The organism is Paenibacillus sp. FSL F4-0243 (genome assembly GCF_037963295.1).
Lineage (GTDB): Bacteria > Bacillota > Bacilli > Paenibacillales > Paenibacillaceae > Paenibacillus_AQ.
On record NZ_CP150151.1, the window covers coordinates 3,139,377 to 3,151,810 of the forward strand.

Below are 12,434 nucleotides of genomic sequence, written 5' to 3' on the forward strand. Positions count from 1 at the left end.
TAATAATTCTAGCAAAATACTCGTGGAGGGAAGTAAATGAGAAAGCATAGCAGTACATATGTTGTTTTACTATTAAGTACCTTTGTCATCAGTCAACTGACTGGTCATACCGCTTCAGCGGCATCCGCTAATGCTGTTCGTACCAATCCAGCTGTAGCTGCGGCGACAGTAACACCCCCTAGTAATCTGGGTTCCATTTCATTAGGAGCAAATATCAAAGCTACATTAGAAGATGTCAATATTTGGTCACAACCCGGCGGAAATATTTTAACCTATACCCTGAATTATTCAAATGGGAGCAGTAAAAACGCAAACCTAATGTATTATTTTTCGAGAGTGACGACGCCAGGGGGTTCTGTTATTCCGGGTAACCCACTGAGCGCTGACGCGACTAAGAAGAAGATTGGTGCTAAAGAAAGCTTTCGGGTTACATATTACGTCAACATAGGCAAGACCAATTCGTTAAAAGGGATTAAGATTCCCATGTATGTATGGGATTCCAAAACCAAAGGTTATTTAAAGCATGCAGGAAGTTTTACTGTACCAGCTAATTATTCCCCAACTGCTGTAAATGGAAAAAATGTTAGCACCACAATGAATGACATTCCTGTCATCGCCAAAAGTGAGTCCTTAGAGCTCTATAAATATAATGGGAAAGTTTATGCCAAGGTGGGTATAAGCCTGACCAATAAGGGCAGTAAGGTACTCAGTGATCCTGGTTATGCGGCTTATTTACTTTCTGCAGGTGGCAGTTCGTATGAATTAGCACTTGATCGTTCTCAGATTAGTTACAAGATTCAGCCGCAGGAGAAGAAGACTATCTATTATCTTGCCGAGATTCCTCCTTATATGAAGACGGATAATATGAAGCTGCAATTTACGCAAAAAGATGAAGCACTGAAGCTTGAGATCGCTAAATCCTCGTACAAGCTACCGGCAGCTACAACACCTAATTTGGTGGTAGGTAAAGGTGTGACCAAGAAAATCACCATTAATAATAATCCGATAGAAACTCAGTTAAACAACGCAAACGTATACGCTGAGAATAATAAAGGGATTTGGACCTTCCAGCTTCGAGTGAAAAATGTTGGGAAGACGGCCGTTACGTTGCCAACGTATGAGCTTGCCGTCAAATCTTCAACAGAGACAACCTTTCCGATCAATGCGAAGGGATTGAGCGGCTTAACCATAAAACCTTTGGAAGAAAAAATCATTCCACTTACCGCACAAATTCCGCTTGAGGTTGAGCAGAGTTCGCTGCAATTGCAAATGATAGAGGCTGTTTCAGCTCCAGCTAATCCAGATACGAGCAGTACAGGCGAGGGAACAGGATCTGAAGGGAATAATGTAAGTACGGGCAATACAGCCAAGCTGACAGTACCTGTTGCTTACTACACAATTTCCTATACATTACGACCTGAGATTCAAAAAGGCGTGGAGTATAGTGCATCCAATGAATATGGTTCTTTCACTTATAACTTGCTGTCTTTACAGCGCTTTCCTTGGAAAGATGATGACATCGTTGTTGCTAGAATAAATATTAAGAATTCGCAATCGGTGGCATTAACACTTCCAGAATTAAAAGGATCTGTGCAAGTAGACAATGACGATGTGTCTTCCTCTACAGAACTGTTTATGGACAAGGAAACCTCGACGATTGCACCAGGAAAAAATGCGGAAATCTATGTATTTTCCAAAATCCCTTACACACAAGAGTTCGATAAATTAAAAGTGAACCTCTTTACAACGGTAAAAGAAGAGAAGAGCTCGTTCCTGTCGCTTAGCACGAACAGTACGATGAATGCTGTAGCGACTATTGAACGTGGGGGAAGTTATGCAATCACCGGTAAAGGCAAGAACGCTAGTGTCCAAGAGAACAAAACAATTATTTATGAAGGTCTCAATTCTAATATCGTATACACAGAGCTACTGCTTAGCAGTGAGGAAAAAAGACAAAGCAAAATGGCTCGCCTTCAGGGTTACTTTAAAACAGGAGATGGCCAGCTATTCGAAGCTACAGTGAATCAGCCAGATACTTCAGCTACACCTGGTGGTAAGCAATTAATAACGTACTGGGCAAAATTGCCTAAATCCGTTATTCCATCAGACGTAAGTATGTATCTAGGTCCAGGAATTACTGGGAATAAGCTGTCTGAGCCTGGTCAGGAACCAACAGGATTCATTAACATTGCTTCATTGAGTCTAAATCCAGTTTCTACTCCACCGGAGAATAACTTGACGAAGGTTGCGCTATATCCGTACACGATGTCTGTTCTGAGTTCGGAAGGGCGATCGATGCAAGGTAGTACCACTATAGATATCGTAATGAATTACAACTTACTTCGTGACAGTACCTATGACATGGGAACCTTCACTCATAAGCTGGTGCTCAAAATGACAGATCCATATGGTCTATCACAGGAACGAAGCTTGAACATCGGTACTGAACTTCTTGAAGGGAATTACAACTCCTATACTGCAACATTTACCAATAATATGTATAAAAACTTGTCAGGTGGCGCCTACAGAATCACACTGTATGATGAGTTCCAAGGAGAACGGATCGAGCTGGCCAGCCAGGCATATAGCATAAAGATTGATAGAACAGTAACTGAGAAGTAGGAATTCATATCTATTAATGTACGAGAAGGAGCAGCTCCAATGTTGCGAGTGGAAAATGTAACGCATTCTTTTAAGAATGGTAATGAAACGACGGCAGTCCTTCATCAAATAGATTTTTCTGTGAAAAAGGGGGAGATGGTTGCATTACTAGGGAGCTCGGGTTCCGGTAAGTCAACCATGCTCAACCTGATGGCAGGTCTGATGAAGCCTACGGAAGGCCACATTTACATTGCTGACCAAGATATTGTGAAGATGAGCGAAAACAAGCTATCTGAATTTCGTAGGAAGCATATCGGGTTTATCTTTCAAGCTTATGAACTGATTACTAGCTTGACTGTCCGTGAAAATGTTGAGTTGCCGCTTGTGTTCCAATCCGTTTCACCATCAATACGTAAGCAAAAAGCTCTGGCCTTGCTGGAAGGGGTCGGCATTCCGGATAAAGCCGACCTGTTCCCTTCACAGTTGTCTGGTGGACAGCAGCAGCGGGTCAGTATTGCACGTTCCTTGATCACAGAACCGTCCGTTATTTTCGCAGATGAACCGACCGGAAATCTGGACTCGAAGACAGAAGAGGAAATTATCAATATCCTGCTTAACCTGAACAAGAAGATGAAGACCACCTTCATCGTTGTAACACACGAGCTCAAAGTAGCAGAACAAATGCAACGGATTTTCACGCTTCAGGACGGATATATGATTACTGAGAAACAAACTTCTTCGGATACAGAACTCGAAGGGGGTAAACTCATTGAGGATTAGTGATATTTCACGTTTGGCTTGGGAGCAAGTCAAACGACGGAAAGTTGTCACAGGTCTTTGTATGGCAGGTATATCGATTGGCTGTGCTGCTATTATTGTTGCTTTAAGTATAGGAGATTCCGCGCAAAGCTATACGGAGCGGGAAATTAACCGGAATTTCAAAATGGATGAAATTACGGTGACTCCGAATAGCGGCATCCCTTCACAAGGGGGCGGAGAAGGAAAAGGAGCCTCTGCCTCTGATGCAAAGCTCGACCCCGGCAGGCTAACGGGCCAGAAGCTGAAAATTGTTCAAGGCCTGCGGCATGTTACCGCAGCAGCACCTTTTCAAGAGCTTGGCTACATACAAATGACTACTATCGATAATAAAATTACGGACGTACAGTTAATCGGAACGGATCTTCGACTACTAACGAAATATGACCATAAATTTAAGCAGGGTGGTCCTTCTGATTCGGTTGGCATGGCAGTACTAAACTATGGAGCAACTGTAGGATTGATTGATGTCGAGACTCGGCAGCGTCTTTTTGAACAACTGAGTACTGATCCTTACAATAATAAAATAATGGAACAGTACAACAGTTTAAGCATGCTTCCGTCGGATATGTTCAAACAACAGGTTCAATTACAATCATATGACCCTGCTTCTCAAACTGGACAGTCTCTAATCAGCTCACCCATTCAAATTGTTGGGATATTGGATAGTACTGGGAACCCTGATATGGCGATGTACGACAAGAAGATTTATGTTTCGCTAGAGACTGGTGAGCGTCTGGTGGAACAACTGAAACTAATGAATGGAACTGCTGGGCAAAAGGATGTTTACAACTCAGCCATTGTAAAAGTTGACAGTACGGACAACATCGTACAAGTGGAGAAGCTTATCCAGAAACTTACACTAAATACTAGTACGAATTTGTATCAAAAAGAGGCGATGGCTTCTACATTCAGTATGTTCAAGAAAGCAGCGCTTGGTATTGGTATATTTATTCTAATTATCGCTTCGATCTCGATCATCGTTGCGATGACCATGTCCACCCATCAGCGTCGTCGCCAGATCGGTATTATGAAGGTGCTAGGCGCCAATATGGGGCAAATCCGAAATATGTTCATTACAGAGGCGGCATTGCTCGGGATGCTTGGTGGGTTGCTCGGTATAGGCTTTTCATACTTGATTGTGTTTGGCATAAATAAGCTGATTGGTTCCACAGGAGGAATGGGGATGGGTGAGCCCTTAGTAATCACTATTCCTCTGATGACCCTTCCAATAGGGATCGCATTTGCGGTAATGACAGGCGTACTATCGGGAATTTATCCTGCGATAAGCGCGTCCAGAACGAATGCGCTCACGGCGATAAAACGGGATTAGCTATTTTTAAGTTGAAAGGAAGCAGAAGTGATGAAGAGGAGAATCAAGTGGATTGTATTGGTATTGATTATTATTGCAGCGGGTTATTTTGTATACAACAAGATGTATAAACCTGAGGCACAGCTAGAACCTGTTGAACCACCACAGGCGATAACTTTTGAAGTGACACAGGAAACCATCACCAACTCTGTTCAGGTCAAAGGGAATTCACATTATGAGCAGGAAACGCTTGTATATGCACCATATGCTTCAAAGGTAACCAAGTGGAAGGTTGAGAATGGTGGGCAAGTTAAGAAGGGGGATTTGCTGTTTACCCTCGATCAGGAAGCCTTAAAGAATGAAATTGCTACACAAGAGGCAACCATTCGAAAGGCACAGCTAGAAGCGGAATTAAATGAATTTGTTAGTCAGCAGGACCAGGAGAATGCAGCCCTTGGTGCAACAGAAGCCGAACGTATAAAAGCACTTACAGCCCAAGAATCAGCAAGAATAGGGGATGAGCTTAACCAAGTAAATGCTGAAATACAGGCTCGTGAATTAAAAGAAAAGAAGGCTAAGCTAAATACAGCCCTCTACCATGCTCCTGCAACAGGTGTTTTTCTATTTGACAGTGCGAGTGAAATTCCGCAAACGGTAACAGATAATCAATACATCGGCAAAATTGTAGATATGAACAAGCTTGAATTCATAGCTCTTGTAGGTGAACAAGATGTCTTCCGTATTAAGACGGGAATGAAGGTAGATGTTAAAATGACAGCTTTAAAAGATTTAAAGCTGTCTGGAGAAGTGACTAAGGTATCTAAATTTGCTAAGACTGCTTCGGGTCAAAATACTACTGCTACTTCGGTTCCACAATTTGAAGTGGTAATCTCACTGCAACCTAACGAGCGCTTAATTGGTGGACTAAGCTTGAGCGGAGAAATCGAGACGGTTCGCAAGGAAAATGCCATCGTTGTATCCAGCATCGCAGTAATGCATGAAGGAGATCTCTCCTACGTGATGGTGGATAAAGGCAATGGGGAATATGAACGAAGAGATATCAAAGTGGGCATGGAGACGGCAGACAAAACAGAGGCCGTCTCAGGGTTAAAGGTTGGAGATGTTGTTGTGCTTCAATAGATTGAAATAGACCTAAGCTTATTTCTCAATCGTGAGTCGCCAAGATTTAATATCTTTATTTAGCTCGGTAAGGTCAGGAACCGGAATTGGCTCGTCGGATAGATTATATTTAGCTTTCAATGCTAAAATCCGATAGACGCTCTCATCAATCCGTGATTCCTGTATCTTACCTTTTTTTACATGGTCCAGAAGCGATTCTAATACCCGTTTCTCATTATCATAACCGTGAGCGATAAGTAAGATATCACTGCCTGCATTTATAGTATCTACCGCTGCTGTGGTAAGGTCATAATTCTTCATGATAGCACCCATAGTCAGGTCATCTGTGATTACAAGTCCTTGATATTTCATGTCACCGCGAAGTAGCTCACCAATGATTTTACTTGATAAAGATGCGGGTTTATCAGGATCAAGTTTCGGGAACAAAATATGAGCGACCATTACGGCATCGGTTCCTTCTTTTATTGCAGCTTGAAACGGGAGCCATTCTAATTTAGCGAGTTCTTCAGCAGTCTTATTCACAATCGGCAGCTCAAGGTGGGAGTCGACGGAAGTATCTCCGTGACCAGGGAAATGTTTGACAACAGGAACAACACCTTCGCTCTCAATTCCTTTCATTTCGGCAATCCCTAGCGTACTGACTAGTTCAGCGGAGCTACCGAAGGAACGATCTCCAATTACAGGATTATCTGGATTGCTATTGATATCAAGGACGGGAGCGAAGTTCATATTAAATCCTGCTGACAATACTTCTCTAGCGAGCAGCTTGCCCATCATTTCGGCAGCGTTGGCATCCTTACGGGTACCGACCTTTCCATTAGAAGGGAAGGAAGCATACTCCTTAGGCATCCGGCTGACTTTTCCGCCCTCCTGATCGATACTCATAAATAAAGGGGCAGGGTTGCCGCTGTTGCTCTCTTTCATGGAATTAACAAGGCTAACCATACTCTTCAGATCTTGAATATTGTTCTTATAAAGGATGATTCCACCGACTTTGTCTTCGGCAATCATCCTTTTTGCTTGATCATCCAGAACGGTTCCGTCGATGCCCACAAGGAGCATTTGTCCAATTTTCTCTTCAAGGCTCATACTTGAAACCTGAACAGCAATTGGATCACTCTCTGAGGAGGGAGCTGCTGTGGAACTCGTAACAGGTGAAGATGTGGATTCGGCAGTCGGCGGATTTGTAGCGGCAGCTTGGGAGCTGTTACTGCTATTGGAGCAGCTAGTTAACAGAAGCATAGATACCATAGCAGAAGCCATTAAAAAGCTAGCAGAGGATGTAGGTTTAAGGATGTTGCGTGTAAATCTTGTCATTAGAATAGTCGTCCCTTCGTTGCTTATTTAGATGTCAGAAGGATGAATCCTTGCTGACTTAGATACACGGTGATAAGATGAACTTAAATCTTTACATATTAAAATTGAATTATGAGGTGACGGTCAAATGAAAGATGGATTAGTAAACGCACTTAATGAACAGATGAATTTCGAGTTTTATTCCGCTCATGTTTATCTAGCTATGGCAGCCTATTGTTCCGGTGAAAGTCTCGATGGATTCGCAAACTTTTTCTTAATTCAAGCAGAAGAAGAACGATTCCATGCCATGAAAATCTATAAGTTCCTTAATGATCGCGATAATCGGGCGACACTTGAAGCTCTACCAGAGCCAAAGAACGAATACTCTTCGATGCTGGATGCTTTTGAACATGCATTCGCGCATGAGCAACAAAACACGAAACGCTTCTATCATTTAGCTGACTTGGCGCTGGATGAGCGTGAACATGCAACGATCTATTTCTTGAAATGGTTTATTGACGAGCAAGTAGAAGAGGAAGCGCTCTTTAGCAACATCATTAGTAAACTGAAACGAATTGATAAAGATAGCAACGCCTTCTACATGCTGGATGCTGAATTTGCTGCACGTACTTTTACAGCTCCTGCTGAGTAAGTAAAGTTACTTAAGATCAGAAGCCTGAGAAATCAGGCTTTTTTTATTTAATTGATGAAGGCAGTTTAATAGCCAGCAGCTTATTATCCGTTCGGATGATCAGCATGCCTCCAGTTTTAAGAGAAGGGGCAAAGTTACGAGATCCTGTCTTCACGGTAAAAATAGGCTTCAACGTCAACATGTCATAAGCGTGAAATAGGCCATCTGATTGTCCGCTATAAACCACATTTCCAAAAAGATCCGTCTGAACTACAGGATTCTCACCATTATTGAGGACTACCGCCTGACCATTTCCAAGTTTGAGTGCGGATAACGTACCTGTATCATAATTGGAATATAACATTCTTTGCTGATGGACTTGGTTTAGAGGATAATCTTTCTCTTTTGCCATAGAAGTCCAGGTTTGAACTGGCTTACCTTCCGCTGAGTAATTCCAAAAATCATATTTCACAAGCTTTTTGCCCTGAAAAATATAGAAGTCATTTCCATCCAAGAATGCGGTCCCATTTACACCACCAAATGTGAATGCTCCATCTTTATTCTCGGTATCTGTCCATTTATATAAACGTTCTCCTTTAAGTTCACCCGTTTTAACGTTGAATACAGAAATTTTAACATTACGATTCACAGCGTCATCATCCATCATTAACGTATTGGTAATGGAGTAGAGGAGGCCGTCCTTTACTGCTAGTGGCCACCATTGACGGGTATGGTCCCATAGTTTTTTTCCTGTCAGACTGTCATAAGCAGCAAGTGCGCCAGTTGTTAATGCTCCCTGTGAGAGATAACTTCGAATAACAACCCCATCCGTTTCCATAAGTTCCGATAAGCCTGTAAAGTTATTGCTCTCCTCCGCAGCCTTCCATTTGATCTTCCCGCTGACCGCATCGACAGCGGCCAGTTGACTATCTTGTGTTACATAGATGGTGGAGCCTAACCGTTGTATACTGGTGGCTTTAGGTAGTGATAATGAAGCTGACCACGCTTTTTTACCTGCTTCATTAACGGCATACAGAGAGCCACTCTTAGTCAAACCATAGATAAATCCATTACTGTACGTGAACAACGGGGCTAATGCACTTCCGAATTCCCACATTTTTTTACCTGTTGTAGCATTCAATGCGACTAGTTTTTCATTCCGCTGCAAGGCAAAGACTTTCCCATTCTCGGCAAGGGCTGTAACGTTCTGCCCAGTGATTCTATCTTCTTTTAAGATGGCAAGCGGTGATGACCATACAGGTACAAGAATAGGTGCTTTGACTTCATTGTAATAGGGATTGCTTGTACTTATAACTGCTTGTTCCGCGGAAATGTCGGATAACGATCCGTTGTAAGCTATTGGGGATGCAATGCATGTAACAGCTAAAACTTTAATCATTGTTTTGTGCAAAGACTGAATCATCGTTTCACGCTCCTCAAAAATAGTTATTACTATAATTAGACATTATAAATGGCAAAAAGTTACTACTTCTGTAGAACAAGCATAAGCGCCTACGGCTTTTTTTAAGGACGGTAAGCGTTTAAGCGAGAAATATAATACTTAAAGTTGAACTAAGGCAAACTATGTTACGCTCCGCAAAACAGTTATGACCTAGCAACTCTATTTGACGGAGGGAACTATTACGCCTCTTAGCAACACTGTTTCTCTAGACCCACCCGAATCTCGGAGTGTAGTATAGAACAATACTATTCTTTGGGGGTTCTTTTTTTTGGAAAATTACAACGACATCAAACAAGGTGAAAAAGGAGCATGGCTAAGCATAGTTGCCTACATATTCCTGTCCGCCATCAAACTGTTTATTGGTACGGTCGCGGGATCTCAAGCGCTGCTTGCAGATGGCCTGAACAACAGTACTGATATTATCGCTTCTATCGCCATACTAATCGGTCTTAAGATCTCCAGGAGACCGCCGGATTCCAATCATAGCTACGGGCATTTCAGAGCAGAGACCGTGGCATCCTTAATTGCTTCATTTATTATGATCGTTGTAGGGCTTCAAGTGCTGTACCAGGGCGTGAACAAATTTATTCAACCCGAACTGGAAAGTCCAGATCTTATAGCAGCCTGGACGGCAGTTTTTTGTGCTGTGATAATGATGGGCGTATATATGTATAACATTAGACTGGCCCGCTCTATTAATAGTAACGCTATGCGAGCAGTAGCACTAGATAATCGATCAGATGCTTTAGTTAGCATAGGTGCTTTTGTCGGAATTGTGGCTTCTGGATTTGGAATTCCATGGCTTGATCCGCTTACAGCGATTATTGTCGGCCTGATTATCTGCAAGACGGCATGGGATATCTTTAGTAAAGCTACACATGATTTAACGGATGGTTTTGATGCGGAAGAGCTTGAACTCATGAAAGAAACCGTTGCTGAAATTGACGGTGTGCAATCCATTAAAGATATTAAAGCTCGCATCCACGGAAATAACGTACTAGTAGATACAACTGTATTAGTAGATTCCGAGCTTAGTGTGGTGCAGAGCCATGATATTACGGAAGAAATCGAAGAACAATTGAAAGATCGGCACCAAGTTTCAAATGTGCTTGTCCACATAGAACCTGTAATGAAGTAGAAACGGACAATGAATTGTGACTTTCCCTTGGATGGATATGGGATTTTTCCTGTGATGTTGTTAATAGATCTTTTGTGCGGAAAGGTGGAGAATTAGTTGTATTTATCGATATGTTAATTTCAGGAAATGGAATGGTGATTTCGTGATTGAATGGAAGGATTCTTATGATATCGGTGTTGAGAAAATAGACTGTCAGCACAGACAGTTGCTGGCGAAATTGAATGAATTTTTTGATGCTTGCAGTAAGCAGCAGGGGAAAGAGAAGATCGAAGAAACGCTCAAATTCTTGAAGGAATATACCATCGAGCATTTTAGCAATGAAGAGCAATTGATGGAAGAGATCGATTTTCCTGAATTGGCGGAACATCGCAAGACGCACACTAATTTTGTGAAAGCCGTTCTTGAATTAGAAGAAACGATTAAAACCAAGGGAGTCTCCGTTCTCTCGACGATTAAGCTTAACCGTACGTTAACCGATTGGCTTCTGAATCACATTAATAAATGCGATAAGCTAATTGGCGAATGTATGGCCACGCGGGATAGAGCAGTATAATTGAAGACCTCCAACGAAGATGCCGACGGGCATTTTCTTTTTTTTGACGGGGAATGTGATAAAGAATTGTAGTACGTTATTTGATCCATTTTCCGAAGACAGCATCGTAATTTATACTGGGTTAACGGTTTGTGTTATGATTTGAGATAAGACGTATAGAGTTAGTATGGTAAAGGGGAGTGGAACGATGAAAACATTACGAATGTTAGCTTCAGGGTTTGCAATGCTGCTTATTCTGGGCCTTGTTAATTTTTACATTGGGTATCACGGTTGGCTGCTTGTCCATGAATGGTTCTCAGGTGCTTCCTCTGTTCTGTTCTGGACATTATTCCTGCTTGTTGCCTTTGCGTATGTCGTTGGAATGATACCGTGGCCTACAATAGTGAAGCCGTTAGCCAGATTCTTTAAGGTGATTGGGTCGTATTATCTAGCTTGCATGGAATTCGCTATTATCATGTTGCCATTAGCTGATCTGTTATATGTGCTGCTGGGCTGGATGGGTGTCGATCGAACGCACTACGTCTCAGAAGCGGGTGGTACATTGCTAATATTACTGGTTGTTTTTCTAGTCTGGGGTTCGATCAACGCTTGGAGTACAGTAGTTCGTACCCATCCTATTCCCATTGATAAATCTATCGGAACTAGTACGCCACTTACCATCGCGGTTGCATCCGATCTGCATTTAGGAAATATCGTCGGCAATCGGCATCTCAAAAAAATGGTTGCTCAAATGAATGCTATGAAGCCTGATGTGATTTTGCTGGCTGGGGATGTACTTGACGATAGTATTGAGCCTTTTATTCGCAATGGTATGAGTGAACAGCTAAAGCAGCTAAAAGCACGCCATGGGGTCTACGCGGTACTGGGCAATCACGAATATTACGGTGGTTCGATTAAGGAATATACCGATTTAATGAGTAGCATAGGCATTAAAGTCCTACAGGATGAGGTTGAAGAAGTGGCGGGAACTTATATTGTAGGTCGAAAAGATAAGACTGCCGAGACGATGGAAGCCGGAGGTAGATTAAGCGTGAACTCCTTATTGAATGGCCTCGATCTGACGCGTCCTGTGATCATGATGGATCATCAGCCTACCGGATTTGATGTCGCTGCCCAAGAAGGCGTAGATATTCTACTCTCAGGTCATACGCACCGTGGACAGATTGCTCCTAATCACTGGATCACCAAGCGGTTGTTCGAACTAGACTGGGGCTACCTCCGCAAGGATAAATTGCATGTCGTTGTTTCCTCTGGATATGGGACCTGGGGACCTCCAATCCGTTTAGCCAGCCGTTCGGAGATCATTAAGCTTGAAGTGGTGTTAGAAGGGACTAAACAATACAGTGAAGAAGCCGTGTCTACAAAGACGGTGTTAATCTAAAAGAAATCTTTAATGATATGAGGCTGCCCGAATCCGTAGAATTTTTCTGCGAGCTGAGGCAGCTTCTTTTTTTTGACAATTAGTAGAGCTTGTAGTATGGTTTA

The 12,434-nt window shown here is 42.4% G+C and carries 11 protein-coding genes; 9 read left to right on the plus strand and 2 right to left on the minus strand.

Translation table 11 applies throughout. The annotated features are described in order from the left end of the window. Positions 1-36 precede the first annotated feature (36 nt). The 4 genes from NSS87_RS13950 to NSS87_RS13965 are packed head-to-tail and all read left to right on the plus strand — an operon-like array spanning position 37 to position 5,869. Positions 37-2,622, plus strand: coding sequence for a hypothetical protein (locus tag NSS87_RS13950; RefSeq protein WP_339247851.1), 2,586 nt, complete (start codon positions 37-39; stop codon positions 2,620-2,622). Positions 2,623-2,661: 39 nt separating this feature from the next. Further along, positions 2,662-3,381 (plus strand): ABC transporter ATP-binding protein, encoded by a 720-nt coding sequence (locus tag NSS87_RS13955; protein ID WP_042187870.1) that lies wholly within the window; start codon positions 2,662-2,664, stop codon positions 3,379-3,381. After that, positions 3,371-4,750, plus strand: coding sequence for an ABC transporter permease (locus tag NSS87_RS13960; RefSeq protein WP_042187872.1), 1,380 nt, complete (start codon positions 3,371-3,373; stop codon positions 4,748-4,750). Before NSS87_RS13955 ends, NSS87_RS13960 begins: the two co-directional genes overlap by 11 nt. A 30-nt stretch (positions 4,751-4,780) precedes the next feature. Continuing rightward, a complete protein-coding gene (locus NSS87_RS13965; protein ID WP_042187874.1) occupies positions 4,781-5,869 on the plus strand; it encodes an efflux RND transporter periplasmic adaptor subunit in 1,089 nt (362 codons plus the stop codon). 18 nt (positions 5,870-5,887) lie between these two features. Here the strand turns inward: NSS87_RS13965 and nagZ are convergent, their stop codons facing one another. Further along, a complete protein-coding gene (gene nagZ / locus NSS87_RS13970; protein ID WP_339247855.1) occupies positions 5,888-6,958 on the minus strand; it encodes a beta-N-acetylhexosaminidase in 1,071 nt (356 codons plus the stop codon). 49 nt (positions 6,959-7,007) lie between these two features. Between nagZ and NSS87_RS13975 the strand changes: the two genes are divergently transcribed. Together NSS87_RS13975 and NSS87_RS13980 are read left to right on the plus strand one after the other, a co-directional pair. Next, positions 7,008-7,217, plus strand: coding sequence for a hypothetical protein (locus NSS87_RS13975; RefSeq protein ID WP_231573442.1), 210 nt, complete (start codon positions 7,008-7,010; stop codon positions 7,215-7,217). Between the two features lie 96 nt (positions 7,218-7,313). Further along, positions 7,314-7,817, plus strand: coding sequence for a ferritin (locus NSS87_RS13980; protein WP_042127399.1), 504 nt, complete (start codon positions 7,314-7,316; stop codon positions 7,815-7,817). 43 nt (positions 7,818-7,860) lie between these two features. Here NSS87_RS13980 and NSS87_RS13985 read toward each other — a convergent pair whose 3' ends face one another. After that, positions 7,861-9,219, minus strand: a complete 1,359-nt coding sequence (locus tag NSS87_RS13985) for a PQQ-binding-like beta-propeller repeat protein (RefSeq protein WP_042187880.1) — start codon at positions 9,217-9,219, stop codon at positions 7,861-7,863. Between the two features lie 307 nt (positions 9,220-9,526). Between NSS87_RS13985 and NSS87_RS13990 the strand changes: the two genes are divergently transcribed. From NSS87_RS13990 to NSS87_RS14000, 3 genes are all read left to right on the plus strand, one after another. Then, positions 9,527-10,396, plus strand: a complete 870-nt coding sequence (locus tag NSS87_RS13990) for a cation diffusion facilitator family transporter (RefSeq protein ID WP_042187882.1) — start codon at positions 9,527-9,529, stop codon at positions 10,394-10,396. 142 nt (positions 10,397-10,538) lie between these two features. Beyond that, positions 10,539-10,949, plus strand: a complete 411-nt coding sequence (locus NSS87_RS13995) for a bacteriohemerythrin (RefSeq protein ID WP_339247861.1) — start codon at positions 10,539-10,541, stop codon at positions 10,947-10,949. A 187-nt stretch (positions 10,950-11,136) separates the two neighbouring features. Further along, a complete protein-coding gene (locus tag NSS87_RS14000) occupies positions 11,137-12,330 on the plus strand; it encodes a metallophosphoesterase (protein WP_339247864.1) in 1,194 nt (397 codons plus the stop codon). The last annotated feature ends 104 nt before the right edge of the window (positions 12,331-12,434 follow it).

Bases quoted from the DNA above. Each gene is read 5' to 3' on its own strand.
- NSS87_RS13950 (WP_339247851.1), top strand. From the start codon at position 37: ATGAGAAAGCATAGCAGTACATATGTTGTTTTACTATTAAGTACCTTT.
- nagZ (WP_339247855.1), bottom strand. From the start codon at position 6,958: ATGAGCCTTGAAGAGAAAATTGGACAAATGCTCCTTGTGGGCATCGAC.
- NSS87_RS13955 (WP_042187870.1), top strand. From the start codon at position 2,662: ATGTTGCGAGTGGAAAATGTAACGCATTCTTTTAAGAATGGTAATGAA.
- NSS87_RS14000 (WP_339247864.1), top strand. From the start codon at position 11,137: ATGAAAACATTACGAATGTTAGCTTCAGGGTTTGCAATGCTGCTTATT.
- NSS87_RS13965 (WP_042187874.1), top strand. From the start codon at position 4,781: ATGAAGAGGAGAATCAAGTGGATTGTATTGGTATTGATTATTATTGCA.
- NSS87_RS13980 (WP_042127399.1), top strand. From the start codon at position 7,314: ATGAAAGATGGATTAGTAAACGCACTTAATGAACAGATGAATTTCGAG.
- NSS87_RS13985 (WP_042187880.1), bottom strand. From the start codon at position 9,219: ATGATTCAGTCTTTGCACAAAACAATGATTAAAGTTTTAGCTGTTACA.